We start from the raw sequence: 20,221 nt of genomic DNA, 5'->3' as shown, positions 1-20,221 counted from the left end.
GCTGGGTGGCAGGGTATGCGCGCGCATCTGACACGACAGACAAGGCGCGGGAACTCAACCCGACTAGCATCCAACTCGCGAGTACCACCGAAAGGCGCCGGCACCCCACCCGAGGAACACCCAACCCGCGAGTACCACCGGCAAGGCTCGGGCACTCAACCCGACTAGCATCCAACTCGCGAGTGCCACCGAAAAGGCGCGGGCTCCCGGCTTGGGGAGCACTCGACTCGCGAGCACCACCGGCAAGGAGCGATGCTGGCGCAGGATGATTGAACTACCTCCGTGCCGGTTTTCCTACACTCTCAAACCGGATGGGCGCCTCATTCTCCGGGCACCTCTTCACCGGGGGCTTCCTCGCCGGGAATTTCCTCACCGGATTCGGCCGATTCCGCGGGACCGTTTTCCGGGAGCGGACCGTGTTCGAGGAGTTCTTTGAACTGGTCTTCATCGAGCACCGGCACGCCCAGGTCCTCGGCCTTCTTCAATTTCGAACCGGCATTGTCACCGGCGACCACATAGTCCGTCTTCTTCGACACCGAACCCGCCGCCTTGCCCCCGGCGGACACAATGGCCTCCTTGATGCCGTCGCGGGTGAACGCGGTCAGCGAACCCGTGGCCACGATCGTCAGCCCAGCCAGAGTCTGTGGGGCATCCGGGGCACCGCCGGCGGGCGCATCATCGACCATCCGCACACCGGCGGCCGCCCAGCGCTGCACGATCTCGGCGTGCCAGTCCACGGAGAACCAGTCCACCACGGCCTCGGCGATCACCGGGCCCACCCCGTCGACCTCGGCCAGCTCCTCAGCCGTGGCCTGCCGGATCGCGTCCATCGAACCGAAGTGCGCTGCCAACAGGCGTGCGGCCACCGGGCCCACGTGCCGAATCGACAGTGCGTTGAGCACCCGCCACAGCGGCTGGGACTTCGCGCCCTCGATCTGCTTGAACATCTCCAGGGTGTTCTTGCGCGGTGCCGCGGCCTTCTTCAGCTGCCCCTTCTTCTCCCCGCGCAGATAGTATTCCGGCTTCGTATAGAAGTAGTGCAGGCGTTCGACCTCGCCGGTGGGCACCCCGTCCTTCTTCACCTCGCGCTCCACCACCACGCCGGCCAGGTCCTCGACCGTCAGATCGAACAGCGCGGCCTCCGATTTCAGGGGCGCATCCGCCGGCGCATAGGGCTGGGTCAGGGCCAGGGAGGCCTCGTCGCCCAGCATTTCGATGTCGAAGGCCGCCCGCGAGGCCAGGTAGGCCACGCGGTTGGCGATCTGGGCGGGGCAGGACCGGGAGTTGGGGCAGCGCAGGTCCTTGTCACCCTCCTTCTGCTCCACCAGCTCAGTGCCGCAGTCCGGGCAGTGGGTGGGCATGACGAAAGCGTGTTCGGTGCCGTCGCGGCGTGCCACCACCGGCCCCAGGATCTCCGGGATGATGTCCCCGGCCTTGCGCAGCACCACGGTGTCGCCGATCAGCACGCCCTTGCGCTTGACCTCGTGCGCATTGTGCAAGGTGGCGCGCTCCACGGTGGAACCGGCCACGTGCACGGGCTCCATCACCGCGAAGGGCGTGACCCGACCCGTCCGACCCACCTGCACGCGGATGTCGAGTAGTTCGGTCGTGACCTCCTCCGGCGGGTACTTGAAAGCGCTGGCCCAACGCGGCGCCCGCGAGGTGTATCCCAGGTCCGCCTGGACTGCCAGTTCGTCGATTTTCACGACGATCCCGTCGATCTCGTGGAGCACATCGTGGCGGTGTTCGCCGTAGTACCGGATGTAGTCGTGGACCTGCGCCGGGGTTTCGCAGACCTTGAAATACGGGCTGGTGGGCAGGCCCCAGTCGCGCAGCACACCGTAGACCTCCGACTGGCGCACCGGTTCGGCGTGGTTGTCGTCATAGGGCGTCCAGGCGGCGATGCCGTGGACCAGCATGTGCAGCGGCCGCTGCGCTGTGACCTTCGGATCCTTTTGGCGCAGCGATCCCGCTGCGGCATTACGGGGGTTGGCGAACGGCGGCTTGCCGGCTTCGACCAACCAGGCATTGAGGTCGGCGAACTTCTCCACGGGGAAGAAGACCTCGCCGCGGATCTCCACCTGTTTGGGCGGGAATTCTGTGTCCAGGCGCTGCGGGATGTCCGCGATGGTGCGGACGTTGACGGTGATGTCCTCGCCGGTCACCCCGTCGCCGCGGGTGGCCGCGCGCACCAGCACGCCGTCCTCGTAGAGCAGATTGCAGGCCAGTCCGTCGATCTTGAGTTCGGTCAGATAGTGGGTGCCCGCCGGGATCCGGCCGGCCACCCTGGCGAACCATTCGTCGAGTTCGGACTCGGAGAACACATCGTCCAACGAATACATCCGGGCAATGTGGTCGACCGCGGTGAACGAGGCCGTGTCGACGGTGCCACCGACGGTCTGGGTGGGCGAATCGTTCTTCGCCAGTTCCGGGAAATCCGTCTCCAGGGTTTCCAGAGCCCGGACCAGGCCGTCGTATTCCGCGTCGGAGATCAGCGGAGCGTCCTGGTCGTAATAGGCGCTGCGGTGCTTCTCGATCTCCGAGCGCAGTGCCGCAGCGTAGCGTTCCCGGTCCGCCGGGTCCATGGCCTCCGGATCGCGGAGGGTGAAGTCTGCGGACGGACTACTCATGTTCTTCCCTAACTGCCTGGCCCAGGTGGGCCGCCAATGCGAACTGGGCGGCGCCATAGCCCGGATCATCCGGCACGGCGCGCACGGGACCGAACCGGCCGGCTGCGACCGGTTCGATACCCGTCAATACTCCTACACCCGTCAGATCGTGCGGGTTCATGCCAAGCCTATGCCAGGGCACTGACACGGCTTCGAGCCATGTCCTGACCCGCCCGGCGCGCAACCCCGCCGACGCCGGCAGGCGCACCCACATCTGGGTTCCCGACTCGTGCGCCCCGGCGATCGCCTCCCACGGCCGCAGCACGGCCTCGGCGTCGCCTGCGGGCAGCGGCACCGCGAGCGCGGTCACCCCGGCGTCTGCGGCCAGGGAGGCGTGTGCGATCGCCTTGCCGCGGATCGTCACAGTGGACAGCCCTGGCAGGGTGAGGATCGTGTCCTCGCCGGTGCGTCCGATGAACGAACGCAGGGCCGCGGTGACCTGGGCGTCCGGCACTGCGGGCAGGGCCCGGTAGCCCGAAACCGTTGGCACCCGGCCGGTCAGCAGTTCGTCCAGATCGGGTTCGACCAGCCGGACCCGAGGCCGTGTCCCCAGGGCGCGCTCGTACCGGTCGAGCAGGGCACTGGCCCCGAGGGCATAGGCCTGGACGACGTCGCGTCTGGCGCCGGCATCAGCCAGGGCAGGGTTGCCGCCCGGCAGGCCCAGGCGGCGCAGCAGGGCCCAGGGACCGGGCAGGGTGAGCATAGTGCGCCCGTCGAAACCGGTGCCGTATTCCTCGCAGGCCTCCAGGGTGCGCGCCAGCAGCGATTCGACGCGCGCCAGGTCACGGTCGCGCGAGCCCTGCGAGCTCAAGGTCAGGCGCCAGCCGAAGGAGCCGAGGTCGGCGCTGAGCCCATCGCACAGCGCCAGGGCTGTGCCGATCGGGTCGATCATCCATGCGCTGGAACCGGAGTCCGCTCCCCTGCTGCCCGGCCCGCTCCCGGTGGCCCCACCGGTCTCGGCTGCCGCACGTGTCCCGGCTGCCGTACCGGTGCCGGTTCCCCCACGCGGGGTTCCCCTGACCTCGCGCGCCACGCCGGTCCAGGGCACGGGCGGGTAGCCCATGGCCAGTGCTGCGAAGGCGCCGGAGGCGGCCTGCCGTGGGTCCTCGCCGGGCCACAGGCCGGATGAGGAGGCCAGAATCTCGGGACGGTCATCGCCCCCTATCAGCTCCTCCCCCATCAGCTGCGGCCCCGGCCGCGCAGGTGCACCGGCGGCACGTCTGGGGCGTCGAGGCCCATGATGCGGCAGTAGAAGCCCAGCTCGCTGCGCAGACTGTCCGCGATGTTCTCCACCCGCGTGAAGCCGTGGGACTCGTTCGGATAGAACTCGGCGACGTAGACCTGGCCCTTGTCCTGCAGTCCGGAGATGAGGCGGTGGGCCTGGCTGGGTGGGACGATCGGGTCCTGTTCGCCCTGGAAGATCGCCACCGGCACGTCCAGGTCCGCCAGGTGGTTCAGCGGCGCCAGGTCCGCCAGGCGCTCCTCCCGGTCGGGTGCCTGCGGGTCCACCCCGATCAGCCGCCAGATGTACTGCGATTCGAAGTCGTGGGTCTCCGTGATGAACTTCGACAGTTCCGCCACGCCGTAGTAGTCGCTGCCACAGGCGAACACATCGGTGCGGGTCAGGGCCTGCAGAACAGTCCAGCCGCCGGCCGAACCGCCACTGATCGCCAGCCGGTCCGCATCGGCCGTGCCCTGCCGGGCCAGGCCCTGGAGCACGGTGACGGTGTCGGCGACGTCGGCGAAACCCCAGTGCCCGCGCAGGGCGTCGCGGTAGGCGCGGCCGTAGCCGGTGGATCCGGAGTAGTTGACGTCCACGACGCCGATCCCCCGGCTGGTGAAGTAGGCGTGGTGCAGGCTGACCTGCGGCACCGACTGGCTGGTGGGTCCGCCGTGGACGAAGGCGACGAAGGGAGCGGGTGCGGCGGCGCTGCCCGCTGTGCCCTCCGCTGCGGGTTCCGCATTACCTCCGGCTGCCGCGCCCGCAGCGGGACCGGCTCCCGGCTGCGGGTGGTCGGGGTTGTGGGGCGGGTAGACGATCGCGTGCACCCCGTCGATCTCCACCGCATGTCCCTGCGGCAGATAGGACGCGGGCACCGGCAGTTCGAGGCTCAGGGCGAGCGCCTGGGCGCTTCCGACGGTCACGTCGTAAAGGTAGAGCCCGGTGATCCGGTCGGCGGATCCGCCGATCACCAGGGCCAGGCCGTCGCGGTAGTCCTGCAGGGAGAAGGTCTCCAGATCGCATTCGAGGACGTCGTCGGTTCCGGCCCCGTCTGTCCACACCATCTGCGAGGTCCCGAAACGCGATTCCGCCAGGATCCGGTTGCCGCCCTGCACCGGCAGGTACCAGCGGGCGCCCAGGTTCCACAGGGGTCCACCGATTTCGCCCTCGGTGACCAGGAGTTCGGACTCCTCGGCCGGTTCAGCGGCGAATCCACCGGAGGCGACCTGGAAGAAGGCGGGGGCGGACAACGAGTACAGCTGCCAGCGTCCACTGCGGTCGGCGATGACGGACAGGGTCGTGTTCGACAGCCATTCGGGTTGCAGCACGGATTCGTCCGCCCGGCCGAACACTGCCACCGGTGCGCTGGCCCCCGCGGTGCCGGGATGGGCGACCAGGTAGAGCTTCGTCTGGTCCCATGGCATGTCCGGGTGGTCCCAGCCGATGAAGCTGAGGAAGCCGTGGTCCGGCGAGATGCGGGGGAAGGCGAGGAAGTGGGGGCCGGCGGCCAGTTCGCGCACAGCCTCCGGGGCCGAGGCCCGGCCCTGGTCCGCGGCAGCATCCGGTTCCGCAGCGCCGCCCGGTTCCGCGGCAGTGGTCCCCTCTGCGACCTCGACGATGGCCCGGGTGACGGTGCCCGCCGCATCGTAGGACTCGCGCACGGCCAGCAGACGTCCGGCCGAATAGTCCAGGTCCCCGTAGCGCACAGCCCGGTCCGTCTCCGGGGTCAGCGCGACGGGCGGGGTACCGGGGTCGGTGACGGGGTTGAACCGGTAGAGGCGCTGATCGGCGGCGTTGACGAAGGTGATGGTGTGGTCGGCGGCCACGGCCCAGGCCCCGCCGCCGTATTCGTGCACCCGCGAGTGCGCGGAATAGGGTGCGGGCAGAACGGACACGGCGTCCTCGGCGACGCCGGAGTCATTGGCGAAGATGCCGATCCGGGAGGCCTCGGTGGGGATCCGCTGGGAGTAGTAGACCCGGGTGGCCCCGGGCGGTCCTGCGAACCGGGCCCGGCTCACGGGCCTGGCACCGGCTGCGACGTGTTCGGCGGTGATCGGCGATGCCCAGGATGCGGTGACTGCGTTCTGCGAATCCATGAGCACAAGATTAGCGGGTCCGCCGAAGACGAGAGTAGCCTCGGTGGGTGCTCTTCGGGACAGGCCCCCAGAGCCCGCGCATCAGGAGGTTATATTGACCAGCATTCCACTTGAGATCACCATCGACGGTCCTGTCGAACCCGTTTTCGACCTTGTCACGCAGGCGCGCTTCTGGCCCACCTGGCATGTGCTGACCCGCTCGGTGTGCGGGACCGTCAACCGGCCGTTCCTCGAGGGCGACGAATTCACCGAGTACATCAACGGCCCACAGGGCACCGTCGAACTGACCTGGACGGTCAGCGAATACGTCCGGGGCCGGCACGTGACGATCCAGCCGATGGGCTATGAGGCGTCCATCGTCTACTCCTTCGAGGAGGTGCCCGGCGGCACGCGCTTCTCCCGCACCGTGGTCAAGGACGCGAACGGCTCCGATTCGAGCACGGTCACCCCGGAGACCGAGCAGGCCTCGATCCGCAATCTCAAGGCATTCGTCGAGGCCGAATTGGCCAAGGAGCGCAAGGGCCTGCGCCAGCACGCCGCCTGAGCGGCACGAAGGCTCTGAGCAGGGTGAAGGCTCAGGCCGGGGTCAGGCGGCTGGCCTTGTCGATCGTCGCCTGGCCCAGCACCCGGGTGCCGGCGTAGACGACCATCGTCTGCCCCGGTGCCACCCCGGACAGGGGCTCGGCCACGTCCACGTGCAGCAGCCTGCCGGCCGGCCGCGGGGTCGGCACATTGTATTCGCTCTGCGGGGCCTCGGCCACAAAATCGCCCAGCCAGACGCGGGCGTCCACCGGTTCGGAGTGCGCGCGGATCTGCACCTGGCAGTCCATCGCGGATTCGGGCCCCGAGCCCATTTCGGCCGGCGCCACGCCACACCAGGTGGTGCGGATGCCGTCCAGGTGGTCGACGGACAGGCTGGCGCGCCCACCCACGGTCACGGTGTTCGACTGCGCGTCGATCCCCGTGACATAGCGCGGTTTGCCGTCGGCGGCCGGGCGCTCCAGGTGCAGGCCCTTGCGCTGGCCGATCGTGTACGTCATCGCACCGTCGTGTTCGCCCAGCACCTCGCCGGACTCGTCCGTGATCAGGCCGGGGCGCATCGGGATCTTATCGCTCAGCCACGCCTTCGTGTCCCCGTCGGGGATGAAGCAGATGTCGTAGCTGTCGGGCTTGTTGGCCACGGAGAAGCCGCGTTCGGCGGCCTCGGCGCGGACATCGGCCTTCGACGCCGAGGCCCCGATCGGGAAGTAGCAGTGGCGCAGCTGTTCGGCGGTGAGCACGCCGAGCACATAGGACTGGTCCTTGTTCATGTCCACCCCGCGGTGTAGTTCGGGGTTGCCGGCGGCATCGAACATGACCTCGGCGTAGTGGCCGGTGGTGATCGCGTCGAAGCCTAGGGCCAGGGCCCGGTCCAACAGGGCTGCGAACTTGATCCGCTCATTGCAGCGCATACACGGATTGGGGGTGCGGCCCTGGGAGTATTCGGCGATGAAGTCATCGACGATGTCCTCCTTGAACCGCTCCGAGAAGTCCCAGACATAGAAGGGGATGCCCAGTTTGCCGGCCACCACGGCCGCATCGCGCGAGTCCTCGATCGTGCAGCAGCCGCGCGAACCCGTGCGCAGGGTCCCGGGCATGCGGCTCAGCGCCAAGTGCACGCCCACGACCTCGTGGCCCGCGTCCACGGCGCGCGCCGCCGCCACCGCGGAATCCACTCCGCCGGACATCGCTGCCAGAATCTTCACCGCTGTTCCCTCTTCCCCATTCGTTCGTCTGTTTCCCTCGCCGCGCTCATCGGCCCGGCCGTACCAGCCCGGCAGTGTCGCGCCCTCGGCACCATGTGCCCTCAGTTCAGCGCATCGCGCATCCAGGCGGGCGTGGCCGAGACCATGCCCGCCTTCCCCGCCTGCGCCACCACCTGCGGCAATACCTCGATAAGACGGTCAACGTCGGCGACCGTCGTTTCCATTCCCAGGCTGAAGCGCTGGGTGGAACGGGCCGCGTCCTCATCGCGTCCCATCATCATGAGCACATGGCTGGGCCGGTTGACCCCGGCCTGGCAGGCCGAGCCGGTCGATGTGTCGAAGCCGGCGAAGTCCAGCAGGAACAACAGGGAGTCGCCCTCGCAGCCGTCGAACACGAAGTGCACATTGCCCGGCAGGCGCTGGGCCCCGCGCGCACCGGACAGGTGCGCAGTGGGGACTGCGGCCTCGACTCCGGCGATCAGGCGGTCGCGCAGTCCGGACAGGTGTCCGGCGCGTTCGTCCACATCGGCCAGTGCCAGGCGCGCAGCGGTGGCGAAGGCCACGGCGGAGGGCACGTTGAGCGTGCCGGAGCGGATCTGGCGTTCCTGCCCTCCCCCGTGCAGCACGGGCACCGGCTTGAGGTTCCGGCCCAGGATCAGGGCCCCCACCCCTACCGGCGCACCGATCTTGTGCCCGGAGATGCTCAGGGCGTCCACACCCAGTTCTGCGAAGTCCACCGGGATCTGTCCGAAGGCCTGGACCGCATCGGTGTGCACGGGAATGCCGTGGGCGTGCGCCAGCTGCGCGATCCGCGCGATCGGCTGGATCGTGCCGACCTCGTTGTTGGCCAGCATCACGCTGACCAGCGCGGTGCGCTCCGGGGCCTCGTCCAGGGCTGCGGCGTAGGCGTCCAAGTCGAGCCGGCCGGCCGCGTCGACGGACAGCCAGACGACCTCGGCGCCCTGGGTCTCCAGCCACTGGGCGGTTTCGATCACCGCATGGTGTTCGATCGTCGACACCAGCAGCCGGGGCCGGGGCAGTTCGACGGTGAAGGTGCCGGGGCGGCCGGGCACGGGCGTGTGCCGGGCGCCGTCATTGCGCGACCACCACAGCCCCTTGAGTGCCTGATTGTCCGCCTCCGTGCCGCCGGAGGTGAAGATGACCTCGCTGGGATCGCAGTGCAGCAGACCCGCCAGGGTGCGGCGGGCGTCCTCCATCGCCAGGCGGGCCGCCTGGCCGTCGGTGTGCAGGGCCGAGGGGTTGCCGATCCGCTCCAGCTCCCGGGTGTAGGCCGCAAGCACCTCCGGCTGGATGGGATGGGTCGCGGCGTGGTCGAAGTATGCGCGCATAACCCATCCAGTTTAGAACCTGGCTTGGTGGACGTATAGCGGACAGCTGAGCGCCGTCGGTCACAGAGGTTCTACAGTGGAGGCCGTGACCACCCCGCAGAATCCCTCCGCCACCGCTTCGACCCACACAGCCCACGATCCCACAGCCCCGGTACCCGAATCACCGGCAGCCACTTCCGTGCGCCGCGTCGCGGTGGCCGCCGGGATCGGCACCGCCGTGGAACTCTACGACTTCATCATCTACGGGCTGGCCAGCGCCATCGTCTTGAACAAGGTGTTCTTCACCCTGGACGATCCGCTGCTGGGCACCCTGGTCGCCTTCGCCACCATGGGCGTGGGCTTCTTGGCCCGGCCGCTGGGCGGGATCGTGTTCGGCCACTTCGGCGATCGGCTGGGCCGCAAGCGGATGCTGGTGCTGACCCTGACCGCCACCGGCCTGTGCACCGCGCTGATCGGCTGCATCCCCGCGGCCGCCACCTGGGGTATGGCGGCTCCGATCCTGGTGCTGCTGCTGCGCCTGTGCCAGGGCTTCTTCATGGGCGGTGAGCAGGGTGGGGCCTTCGTCATGATCACCGAACACGCACCGGCCGGCCGCAAGTCCTTCTTCGGCGGCTTCGCCACCGCCGGCTCCCCGCTGGGCTCCATCCTGGGCACCCTGGCCTTCACTCTGGCCACCGCGCTCAGCGGCGACGCCTTCCTGACCTGGGGCTGGCGGGTGCCCTTCTGGCTGTCCCTGGTCCTGGTGGCTGTGGGCCTCTACATCCGCCTGGGCATCGACGAATCCCCGGAGTTCAAGCGCGTCAAGGCCACCGGCCACGTCGCCCGGTTGCCCCTGGGCCGGGTGCTGCGCACCGCATCCTTCATGCTGGTGGCCGGGATCCTGGTCAATCTGGGCTTCAACCTCACGATCTTCATCGTCAACTCCTTCTCCATGGCCTACGGCACCGAGGCCCTGCACATGGACCGCCAGGACATCCTGACCGCGGGCCTGATCGGCTCAGTGGCCCACCTTGTCACGGTGGTCGGCTCCGCCTGGCTGGCCGACAAGCTGGGGCTGACCCGGGTGATGGCAACCGGCGCGGTGCTCATGCTGCTGTGGGCCTTCCCGTTCTTCTGGCTGTTCGATCTGCGCACCCCGGTCGCGGCGACCATCGCGATCGCCGGGGGCTATGCGATGGGCGGTGTGCTGTTCGGCCCGATGGCCCACTGGTTCACCACCCTGTTCGCCCCCGAACTGCGCTATTCCGGGGTGGCGGTGTCCTACAACATCGGCGCCGTGCTCGGCGGCGGCCTGTCCCCGACGATCGCCACCTGGCTGCTGAGCTCCTTCGGCGGCCAGTCCTGGCCCATCAGCCTGTACCTGTGCCTGGGTGCGGTGTTTGCGGTCCTCGGTCTGTGCATGGCCCGCGGACATGTGCGCCAAGCGGCGTGACCGGACGGCCTGACCACGCGGCGGAGGGCCCACTCCGGTTGATAAGCTGAACGTCGTGCTTACCCTGCTGACCTACACGCTCTATGCCCTTTGCGGCGTGCTCACCGTTTGGGCGGGGGTGCAGGCGATCCGTGACAAACCGGCGAATATGGCGCTCATCGTCTTCACCGGCGTGCTCCTGCTGGGGCTGCTGGTGCAACTGGTCCTGGGCATCGTGCTGTGGCCGCAGGCCGGCGGCACCGACGCCCTGCTGTTCTTCGGCTATGTGCTCACCGCGATCGTACTGGTGCCGCTGGCGGGCGGCTGGGCATTCATCGAACTGACCAGGTGGGGGCCCCTTGTGTTGGCCCTGACCGGGCTGACCGTCATCGTAATGATTGTGAGGATGGACCAGATATGGCTCTGAAGCGCGGGCGCGCTCCCAAGGATCCGGCGCAGACAAGCCCCTACTCCGCGATGCACACCGGCCTGGGCCGCGCCCTGACCGCCGTCTACGGGATCTTCGCCCTGGCCGCGACCATGCGCGCGCTCTCCCAGATCATCCGCGAGTTCTCCGTGGCCCCGGTGTCCTTCATCCTCTCGCTCATCGCCGCGATCATCTACATCGTCGCCACCGTGTGCTTCGTGCGCGGCAGCAAGCGCAGCCATCACGCAGCGATCGCGTGCTGCGCGATCGAACTGGTGGGCGTCATCGCGGTGGGCATCCTCAGCTTCATGGAGCCCCAGCTGTTCCCCAAGGCCAGCGTCTGGTCGGGCTTCGGCGTGGGATACGGCTGTGTGCCGCTGTTCCTGCCCGTGCTGGGCCTGTGGTGGCTCTTCGGCATCGGCAAGCGGGTCGCGGCGCAGGAGGACGGCGCCCAGGACACCGGGACCGAGGCCGCCTGAGGCTTCCGCCCCCTCGTCCCCGGGCGCTGCCACCCGGCCCGGGTCACAGGCGCGCCTGCACCCGGACACCGGTTCAGCCGCGCCGCTGCAGTTGGGCGACCAGGTCCTCGCCCACGGAGCCGAACAGCGTCCGCGCCCAGATCGAATCCCCCTCGGCGTAGGGCCGGCTGCCGTCGTAGAGCCAGTCGGGCTGCCGCCCGGCCGCCAAGTCCTTGGCACAGGCCGCACAGGCCGGCAGCTTCTGGCCAGTGGCCGAAGTGGTGGCCCGCTCGCCGCGCACGGTGGTCTGCGCCGCGCCGTGTCCCGGATCGAAGACGCACAGCGTCTCCCCGCGCCTGATCGCAGCGCGTCGAGCCCTGCTCCCCACTGCTCTGCCCTTCCGCCCGGCCTTGTCCGGCCCCGACCGCGTGGCGCCGGTACGGCCACCGCGCTCGAGCTCATCGAGGTCCCTGCCGGCCAGGTTCAGTAGGACCAGGGCCCCGGCTAGATCCACCCGGCCGGCCTGTGGATCGTCGACGATCCCGGCGGCCAGAGTGTAGGCGTCCAGCCCGTGTTCGACGAGCTCGGCCCGCTGGGCGTCCAGACCGCTGACGTCGAAGTCGCGCAGCCGTCCGGCGATGTGCAGGCTGTCGGCGGAGAGCTCCCGCGCCAGATCACGGCGCTGCAGTTCCCCCGCCTGGTCGAGGATCCGCCGCGGCAGGCGATACGGAGCGGGCGCCTTCCGCCTGGGCGACCGGCGCATCTGCCAGACAACTGCCCCGGCCGCCAGGATCAGCACCGGGACGAGGACCACTGTGAAGATCACCCCCGCTCCGGAATCGAAGATCTCCAGTGGCGATGACGCGGACGAGTGGTGTGAGCCGGTGCCGGTCTTGCGCTCGGGCTTGGTGAAATTCGGATCGCGCAGGGTCTCGACATAGGTCACGGCCTGCACCGGCGGTGGGTCCTGGCTTTCGGTGTCCTGCCCGGCCGCATTCATTCTGGCCAGCACATCGAACCGGTCCGCCGCATCCACGTCGACCTTGCTCCACACGGTGCCGGTCTGCGGCTTCATCACCAGGTACACGCCCTGGCCCTCGCGCGCTGCCGCGACCAGCGTGCCCAGATCTGACACGTCCGAGCGATCCGCCGGCACGATCACCACGTAGACCGGCACCCCGCCGCCGTCCTCCAACGCCTGCTGCAGGGAGTTCACGGTCGTCTCCCTGATATCGGGACGCGCCGCGGGATCAATGTAGAGGGGATCCTCGGCCAGGGATTTCGCGATATCACCGGAATAGCTCAGCGAACTCATGTCTCCGTGTCCTTCCGTCGATGCTTGCCGATGGCGATCAGCACGCCGCCCAGCGCACCACCGGCAAGTCCGCCGATCACTCCGCCGGACAGGGTCCCGCGCAGCAGGCTGGACTGTGAGGCCGATGGGCTGATGCCGAAGGACTCCCGGTCGTGCTTGACGGGCAGACTCCGATACGGCTGCGAATCGTCTTCGTTCCACTCGATATCGCCGGCCTTGGAGACTTCTTCGTGGAGCGCGCCGGCGAAATCAACGGGCGTCCCCGGTTCGCTCGCGGCCCCAGCCCGGGTATAGGAAAGCCGGGGATGCAGCACCTCGAAGCGCGCGGCCTCGTCGTCGGGAGTTCGGCCGGCGGAGGCGATGGTGGCCGAATACCCCGTGGCCACGAAGACGATCCCGTCCTGCCCTCGTTCGGCCAGCCCCGCCGCCAACCGGTTGGCCAGCAACGTGACGCTGCCGCCGGATTCATCCGAGGCGGCCAGGCTCGGCAGTGCGACGTAGATCGGCAGCCGCACGTCCCTGGCGGTGCCGGCCAAGGACGCGCGCTGGGCGGGATCGAGTAGTGCGGCATTGACCGGCGAGACGTAGACGGGATCGTCCTGCCAGTGATCGAGAATGGCGCCGATCCGGGCCCGGTCGTAGTCGTCCGCGTAGCGCCCTGCATCCGCCTGGGACACCGGCAGCGCATGGGTCAGGACGTATTGACTGCCCCCTATGCCCAGTCCCCCGCCGGCCAGGACCGCTCCGAGCACCAGCGCGGATCCGGCTAAGATCCGCCCAACCCGGCTCCTGCCCTGCCGGCTCCGCTCCTTCGCACGCGGACTCGACGCCTTCGCACGGGGCTGCGGGTCAACAGCCGGGCCGTGTGTGCCGGGGACATCGGATTCGATCGGGGCCAAAGATCCCAATCCGGTGTGCGCATAGCCGTCATCGCATTCGAAGTACGGGACCGCCGTGGCGCCGGGCGCCGGTGCGACCAAGAGACTAGCGGGACGCGTACCCGACTCCACTGCGGTTTCGCAGTCGGAACAGGTCGGCACGCTCAGCGCCCCGTGCCGGCTGCGGAACTGCACGGTCGAATCCGCCCGGCCGTGCAGGGGGTTGAAGAAGCAGTGCCCGGTCGGTTCGGCCTCCGGATGGCGGAGCAGTTCGTCCCAGCGCTGGTCCATCAGCCATAGGGCCACCATATCCACGGGACTCAACCCGCCGGCGGCGTGGCGGGCCTGCAGCGCGCCGATCGCCTCCGCGAGCCCGTGCAGCGCGCCAACGGTACGTGCCGCGCGTCCACCGGGGTCCTCGGCCGCCAGCGCCAACACGCGGTCCGCCGGTACTTCGTCATAAGTCCGGCGGATAGCAGCGGAGGCCCTGGAGCGCACCCGACGGGGCAGCTCGGTGGGTTCAAGCACGCCCGCCATCCCCTTGTTGCGGCGCAGGATCACCCAGCTCAGCGCGGCGGCGACCGTGGCCGTCGTCGCGCCCAGCGCCACCAGGTTCGTTCCCGCTTCCTCGGCGACTTCCAGGGTGGACACGGTTTCGCGGGTGAAGCCCCGGTCCGTGTAATCCGCCAGGTCCGGCTTTGGGCCCAGTCCCAGCCAGGCGCGGCCGGCGGCGATGTTGTAGGACATGAAACGCTCCGGATCGGCCAGGAAGTCCCCGCGCATATCCGTGTAGTCGCTCACCCCCACCAGGCGCCCGCTCATCCCCTTCGGACCGGAGGCGTAGACCAGTGGCCGGCCCCGGACCCGGGCGATCTGCTGGTAGATCAGAATCCGAGGTCCGCCGTCGTCCAGTTCGGCAGCACTCAGCAGCCGGCCGACTGCCACATCGCAGCTGTTGAGCGTGGCATTGCGGGGCCGGCCCAGTTCGGGACCGAGGATGATGCGGATGTCGACGTCATCGGCCGTGGCCAAGCGGCGCAGTGTCGCCTCCAGCCCATCGGGCAACCCGGGGCGGACCTCCGGATCGGTCAGGACGGCGGTACCGGCACGCAGCTCGTCTCCATAGAGCGCGTCCAGCGCCCGTGCGAGGGCAGCTCCGATCGCGGTGTCGGTGGCCGCTTGATCGTTCAGGTCGGTCGAGGCCATGGGCTCCAGCCTACCGGAGGGCAGCGCCTCCGCCCGGACGCGCGCGGTCCCTACCCCTGGGTGCGCTTGCCCCGGGTCTTGGCACCGACCATGAACCAGCCGTCACCAGCCGCGCTGAGTTCCGCATCGTCGAGGTCCGAGGGCCGGGAGCCCTGCCCCTTGGCCTGCAGCATGTACGGCAGGGCCACGTCGATGACGACGGTGGAGCGGTTCTTGTCCCCGGTGATGAGCGCCTCGACGTCATTGCCCATGTCGACGCTGGCATTCGTCGAGGCTGTGGCCTCGACGGTGCAGCGGATCTCGCCCAGGGACACAGCACCCTCCCTGGTGCTCAGCGACATGGCGGACAGATCGGCAGCTTCCTCTACGGACTTGCAGGTGACCCCCACGTCCTTGAAGCCGCCCGATTTGGATGCGAGTTTGTCGACATAGGCGCGGAAGTCACTGAAGGCCCTGCCCTCGAGCTGGATTCCCGCCGCTTCCTTCTGCGTTTTGCCCGGCTCCGCCCGCAGGTACTTCAACAGGGCCTCCGTGGCCCCGCGGTCCAGGTCGGTGAACTCGCCGGGGGCCGGCGCCACTGCTCCTGCGGCGTCCGCGGCCAGCTGGGGCGCAGACGCTGCCGGGAGGAAGAGCGATTGCACAACCGACCAGTCACTGGCAGCGGTATCGCGCCGGGCCACCAGGGCCTCCACGGTATCGTCACTGCCCGCGACCTTGGCGAAGGCCATGAACCACATGGGGTAGGCGTCGAAGGAACGGCCACCGGCCACCACCGATTCGAAGGCGCCGGCGCTCAGTTTCTTCTTCTCCGCCTTGGCGATGAGGATTTCGGCCTCCGTGCGGCTGCGCAGCGGTTCGGCCTGGAGCGCGTCGAGGTTCTTCCCACCGTTCTGCAGCGCCTTGTCCAGGCCCTTCACATAGCCGGTCATGAAGTCCCCCGCCTGGCCGGTGGCCAGGGGAACGCGGCTGTAGCTCTTGATGGTGGGGTCGGCGGGCTGGGCCACGGGCAGGGGCGCGCAACCGGAGACGCCGACCACGGTGCCCAGCACCACGGCTCCGGCGGCCACTCCACGCCGCGAGGTGGCGCCGTGGCGCCCACGGCCGGTAGGGGTCGCACGCTCCCGGCCGGCGCCTCGGCGGCCCGAATCAGAACGGCCGGAACCGGAGCGACCGGCGCGATCCGAATCGGACCGACCACGACCGGAGCCCCGGCCCGTCCTCCCGCGCCGGCCAACGGTACGGCGGGCGCGCAGGAAGAAGAACAGGGCACCGCCCAGTGCCAGGACGACCCCGGCGAGGCCGATGATACAGAATGCCAGGACACCGTGGACGGCTATCTGCATGGTCACCGTGGCTCCTTGGAGATCGCCCTTTCCATCGGCGGGGGCGATGACGATGACGTTCGGAGCGGCGTCCAGATCGAAGGTCTGGGACACCTGGCTCCCGGTCTGCTGCTGAATCCACCAGTCACGGCCGGCGGGGGGCACCACCGGCGCTGTGTCCCCGTCGAGTCGCCGGCTCTCCAAGGTGCCCGGCATGGTCCAACCCGTGATCTCCTGGTGGGCGATTCCCGTCAGATAGCTTTCCGAATCGACGCCGTTGGCGGTGCCCAGGAACAGTTCGCGCGAGCCCCCGCCGGATGTCGCCGTCAGGGTGGCCGAGGTATGGGTGAAGGGCACGACCTGTTCGTCCAGGGACACCGCATAGGTGCCGGGGGCCACTGTGATTTCCTTGGCCTCGAGCTTGTCGTCGGTTCCCACCGCCAATAGGGCGGAGATCACCGGCACCAGGATCGCCGCGGCGATGACAAGGCACAGCACGCCCAGCACGGGCCTGATGACGGTCAGTCGTGACACCGGGCCCGCTCCTAGAACAGCGCGCGCATCAGGCGGGCGCGGGCCTTGACGACACGGGCATCGGTGGCGCCGACGACCTCGAACAGATCAAGCAGGCGCAGGCGCACCGTCTCCTTGTCCTCTCCCGTCAGACCGGGCAACAGGCCCAGGAGCCGGTTGAAGGCATCGTCGACGTGGCCGCCGACCACGTCCAGATCCGCGCATTCGAGGGCGGCTGACACGTTCTTCGAATCGTTCGCGGCAGCGGCGCGCACCCGTGCCGGGTCCTGGTCCTTCGTGCGTTCGAGCAGTTCCACACGGGTCAGGCCCAGCTTGGCCTCATCGTCTGCGGGGGCTTCCGCAAGGGCGGCCCGGTAGATCTCCTTGGCCCGGTCCAGATCCCCGGCTTCCAGGGCCGCAATGGCCTCGGGGTGGGCGGGGCCGACGGGCTGTTCGTCCACCGGTGCGTTCGCCGGAACCGCGGTCTTCGTCATCCCCTGCTGGCCGGCCAGCTGCACCAGCTGATCCAGCACGGCCTTGACCTGGGCCTCGGGCTGGGCGCCCTGGAACAGTGGGACCGGCTGCCCCTGGATCAGCGCGATGATCGTGGGGATCGACTGGACCTGGAATGCCTGCTGCAGGCGGGGATTCGCGTCAACGTCGACCTTGCCCAGGACCGCGCGGCCGTGCAGATCGCGCACCGCCCGTTCGATCACCGGGGAAAGCTGCTTACACGGGCCGCACCATTCGGCCCACAGGTCGATGACCACGGGGACCTGGGCGGAGAGCTGCACGACGTCGTTGAAGGTCTCCTCGGTGACGTCGAAGACCAGGTCGGGGACGAGGACCTCGCCGGGCCCGGCCTGTCGCGGTGTGCCGGAGGCCGCGGCACCGCCCGCGGGCGCATCGGCTCCCGCGCGTCCCGGGTGGCGGACGGCGGAGAGGTCCAGGCCCTCCTGGCCGGCAGGTGCGCTACCCGCATTCTGCGGCATCTGAGTCACGTGTTTCTCCTCTGTGCGTAGTTGCTTCGGCAGGGTTGCTTCGGCAGGCGCGGTCGTTCCCCGCGCGGTTATTTCAGCTTGGCGCCGGAGACCAGCTGGTCGGCGCCGATCACAGTGGCCTTGCCCGACTTCGGGATGACCATGACGACATTGCTCGCGATCTCCACCTCGAAGCCCTTCTCGGTCTTCGAAGCGCCCGCCAGTTTGTCATACGGCGGACTGAGCTGGAGCTCACCGGTTTCACCGTCCTTGGATTCGGGCTTGGTCGTCACGGTCTTCGTCACGGTTCCGAAGACCAGTGCCGAGCCGTCGGCGGTCGCCTGAGCGGCCAGGGTCTTTCCGGCCTTGTACGTGTACTCGACCTCTGCGTTGTTCTTCTTCAGGCTCTTGGCCTGATCGGCATCGGCCTTCACCTGGCCCTTGGTGAAATCGTCCGAACCGAATTCGGCCGCGCGGGCCTTCGCCTTCTTGCCCTTGGCCCCCTGGCCGTCCTGCAGCATGGCCGCGTAGTCCGACAGCGCCTTCTTCGGCGTCAGCGCCAGACCGGACTGATTCGGATCCAGTAGCGCCGAGCCCTGCCTTGCGTCGTTGAGCTCCGGGATCTGCGCGCCGGCCAGCAGAGTGGTCTGCGACCACAGCTTGTAGTCATCGCGCGGGGACTCCTGGCTGAGCACCAGGGCCTGGGTCTGCCCGCCGCCGGAGGCGATCACGGTGGTCACCCGCGGCCAGCTCTGCGTGGCCGAGGACGCATTGCGCAGGATCTGCTCACTGGCCACCGCCGCGGGCATCGCATAGCCCTTCTTCGCCTTCTTGGCGTTCTTGTACGCGCGTTCCCGCTGGGCCAGGGCGGGTCCGGCGGCCCGCTGGGCCAGCGCCTTCTTGTCGCGGGCCTTGTCCGCCTTCGCCACCTGGTCGCCGATCGCGCCGAGGATCGAGTCGACCTGTTCGTCGGTCACCACGGCGGGCGCGCTCGAGGGCAGTGGCGCGGGCTGCGCCTTGGGCAGTTCCTCATCGCCGCCACAGCCGGTCAGAGCCAACACCGGAATGCAGGCCGCCGCCAGGCCGCGCGCCAGCCGTCTGCCCACACCGCGGGCCGGTGCTGCGTGATGTGCCGTGTTCCGGTGTGGTGCCACGGCCGTTGCGGAGTTCACTGTCGTATCAGCGTTCACTGTCGTCGCCTCCGGACGTGGAGCTGTCGGGTTTCGTCACGGTCTCGGGTGCCTTCTTCGGAGGTTCGGGTGCCTTCTGTGGAGGTTCGGGGGCCTTCTTCGGGGGCTCAGGGGCCTTGCGCGGTGCCGGGGCCGAGGTTCCCGGCGCCTGCCGGGGCACCGGTCGCTTCGCATCCTCGGCCTTGGGTGCCGGCTTGGCCTTGGGTTCCGACGAGGCCTTGGGCGCCGGCTTGGCCTTGGGTGCCGACGCGCTCGTTGTTGCAGGCTTGGCCTTCGGCGCAGGCTGAGCCTTGGCATCTGCGATCGGGCTCGCCGGTTCCTCGTCCTCGTCCTCGGCGAAGGTCTTCGGAATCGCGCGCTGGGGCTTCGCGGATTTGGCCTGTCCGGTCTCCGGCTTCTGCTCTTTCCCCGGTTTGGCCGCGGGCTTCGCGGGCTCGGACTCACCGGTCTTCTCGGCCGCGGAGGTCTCCGCATCAGCGACCGCGGGTTTGCCGGTCTCCGGCTCCACCGTGTCGGGCTTCGACTTCGCCCCCGCCCACTTCGCGTCCACGGCGGTCGGAGTCGATTCCCCGGTATCCGTCTTCGGCAGGACTGTGGTCGCGTCCTCCGCAGCCGTGCCTGTGGCCGCCGAATCGGCTGCCGTCCCGGCCGCACCATCCACCGTCCCCGCGGCAGCGGCCGCCCCGACCAGGGGGACCTCGGCGGTGACGGTGGAACCGGTCTCGGCCAACCTGCGGCGGCGTTCCTGCCTGCGGGTCCGGCGTGCCCGTTCCTGGCGCGAACTGCGGATGGCCAGAATGCCCAGCACCACTGCGGCGGCCAGGGCCAGGATGCCCAGGACGATCAGCGTCGTGGCCCAGGGAGTGCTGGCGTGGCTGAGCCAGCTGATGCTCACGGAGGTGACCTCTCCGGCCTTGCCGTCGCCCGCCAGCAGGAAGGCGGTACGTCCGGCGTCGTCCTTCCAGGTCAGGGTGATCTCGTCATCCCCGGAATCCTGCTTGGTGAACAGCTCACCACCGGCGGGGTCCGGGACGGAGGTGTCCTTGCCGTCGCCGGTCGTGGTGGCGAGTTCGGTGCTCGACTGCAGGCCGGTGATCCGCGTGACGCGCGTGTCCTCACCCACCCAGGCGTCGATGTTCTCCTTGGACGCCTGCGACACGGTCAGGGGTCCTGTGCCCTTGACCTTCACCGTGGTCGGCACGTCGTAGAGGTTGAGGACGCCCGGTTCGATCACCGCCACAGGGGCGTCAGCGTCGATGTCGGCGCTGGCCGTGATGGTGTCGGAGGGGGCCCAGAACGTCTTCTGGCCAACACCGATGACGCCCAGCACGAGGCCGAGCACAAGGAAGATTGCCGACGCGATGAATCGCACGCTGGTTCCTTCGGGTAGGGACTGAGGTCAGAGCACCATTCTATTGGTCCCGCGTGAGAACTTGCCGA

Annotated in this window: 15 protein-coding genes; 4 read left to right on the top strand and 11 right to left on the bottom strand. The window is 69.0% G+C overall.

All coding sequences use genetic code 11. From position 1 onward, the window contains the following. Positions 1-320: 320 nt before the first annotated feature. From ligA to NQ038_RS10495, 3 genes are read right to left on the bottom strand one after another with little or no spacing between them, the layout of a single operon-like run. The gene (ligA, locus tag NQ038_RS10505) at positions 321-2,630 is read right to left on the bottom strand and encodes an NAD-dependent DNA ligase LigA (RefSeq protein ID WP_373456809.1); all 2,310 of its coding nucleotides are present in this window, start codon (positions 2,628-2,630) and stop codon (positions 321-323) included. Next, a complete protein-coding gene (locus NQ038_RS10500; protein ID WP_257062536.1) occupies positions 2,623-3,849 on the bottom strand; it encodes a hypothetical protein in 1,227 nt (408 codons plus the stop codon). Before NQ038_RS10500 ends, ligA begins: the two co-directional genes overlap by 8 nt. Further along, complete coding sequence (locus NQ038_RS10495) at positions 3,849-5,987, bottom strand: S9 family peptidase (RefSeq protein WP_257062534.1); 2,139 nt, start codon at positions 5,985-5,987, stop codon at positions 3,849-3,851. The genes NQ038_RS10500 and NQ038_RS10495 overlap by 1 nt, the downstream gene beginning before the upstream one ends. A gap of 94 nt (positions 5,988-6,081) precedes the next feature. On the opposite strand from NQ038_RS10495, the gene NQ038_RS10490 reads away from it, so the two are divergent. Further along, entirely contained in the window at positions 6,082-6,531 is a 450-nt protein-coding gene (locus tag NQ038_RS10490) for an SRPBCC family protein (protein WP_257062533.1), read from the top strand. Between the two features lie 31 nt (positions 6,532-6,562). Here NQ038_RS10490 and mnmA read toward each other — a convergent pair whose 3' ends face one another. Together mnmA and NQ038_RS10480 are read right to left on the bottom strand one after the other, a co-directional pair. Further along, the gene (gene mnmA / locus NQ038_RS10485; protein WP_257057371.1) at positions 6,563-7,732 is read right to left on the bottom strand and encodes a tRNA 2-thiouridine(34) synthase MnmA; all 1,170 of its coding nucleotides are present in this window, start codon (positions 7,730-7,732) and stop codon (positions 6,563-6,565) included. Positions 7,733-7,833: 101 nt separating this feature from the next. Continuing rightward, positions 7,834-9,081 carry a cysteine desulfurase family protein gene (locus NQ038_RS10480; RefSeq protein WP_257057373.1) on the bottom strand — a complete coding sequence of 416 codons (1,248 nt, stop codon included), beginning with the start codon at positions 9,079-9,081 and terminating at the stop codon, positions 7,834-7,836. An 85-nt stretch (positions 9,082-9,166) separates the two neighbouring features. Between NQ038_RS10480 and NQ038_RS10475 the strand changes: the two genes are divergently transcribed. The 3 genes from NQ038_RS10475 to NQ038_RS10465 are packed head-to-tail and all read left to right on the top strand — an operon-like array spanning position 9,167 to position 11,398. Continuing rightward, a complete protein-coding gene (locus NQ038_RS10475) occupies positions 9,167-10,513 on the top strand; it encodes an MFS transporter (RefSeq protein WP_257057375.1) in 1,347 nt (448 codons plus the stop codon). Between the two features lie 55 nt (positions 10,514-10,568). Beyond that, complete coding sequence (locus NQ038_RS10470) at positions 10,569-10,919, top strand: hypothetical protein (RefSeq protein ID WP_257049134.1); 351 nt, start codon at positions 10,569-10,571, stop codon at positions 10,917-10,919. Continuing rightward, on the top strand, positions 10,910-11,398 hold the full coding sequence (locus NQ038_RS10465) for a hypothetical protein (RefSeq protein WP_257049133.1): 489 nt from the start codon (positions 10,910-10,912) through the stop codon (positions 11,396-11,398). Before NQ038_RS10470 ends, NQ038_RS10465 begins: the two co-directional genes overlap by 10 nt. 73 nt (positions 11,399-11,471) lie before the next feature. Here NQ038_RS10465 and NQ038_RS10460 read toward each other — a convergent pair whose 3' ends face one another. From NQ038_RS10460 to NQ038_RS10435, 6 genes are all read right to left on the bottom strand, one after another. Next, positions 11,472-12,692, bottom strand: a complete 1,221-nt coding sequence (locus tag NQ038_RS10460; protein WP_257057377.1) for a hypothetical protein — start codon at positions 12,690-12,692, stop codon at positions 11,472-11,474. Further along, entirely contained in the window at positions 12,689-14,776 is a 2,088-nt protein-coding gene (locus tag NQ038_RS10455) for a hypothetical protein (protein ID WP_257057379.1), read from the bottom strand. The genes NQ038_RS10460 and NQ038_RS10455 overlap by 4 nt, the downstream gene beginning before the upstream one ends. A gap of 50 nt (positions 14,777-14,826) precedes the next feature. Further along, positions 14,827-16,632 carry a hypothetical protein gene (locus NQ038_RS10450; RefSeq protein ID WP_257057381.1) on the bottom strand — a complete coding sequence of 602 codons (1,806 nt, stop codon included), beginning with the start codon at positions 16,630-16,632 and terminating at the stop codon, positions 14,827-14,829. Between the two features lie 11 nt (positions 16,633-16,643). After that, entirely contained in the window at positions 16,644-17,603 is a 960-nt protein-coding gene (locus NQ038_RS10445) for a tetratricopeptide repeat protein (protein WP_257049200.1), read from the bottom strand. A 77-nt stretch (positions 17,604-17,680) separates the two neighbouring features. Next, positions 17,681-18,781, bottom strand: a complete 1,101-nt coding sequence (locus tag NQ038_RS10440; protein WP_257057383.1) for a hypothetical protein — start codon at positions 18,779-18,781, stop codon at positions 17,681-17,683. Then, positions 18,771-20,153 (bottom strand): hypothetical protein, encoded by a 1,383-nt coding sequence (locus tag NQ038_RS10435; RefSeq protein WP_257057385.1) that lies wholly within the window; start codon positions 20,151-20,153, stop codon positions 18,771-18,773. Before NQ038_RS10435 ends, NQ038_RS10440 begins: the two co-directional genes overlap by 11 nt. Between the last annotated feature and the right edge of the window lie 68 nt (positions 20,154-20,221).

This window comes from Brevibacterium sp. 50QC2O2, from assembly GCF_024580675.1.
In the GTDB taxonomy this organism is placed as follows: domain Bacteria; phylum Actinomycetota; class Actinomycetes; order Actinomycetales; family Brevibacteriaceae; genus Brevibacterium; species Brevibacterium moorei.
The sequence above is the reverse complement of the archived record's forward strand: the minus strand, read 5'-3'. Positions and strand labels throughout refer to the sequence as shown.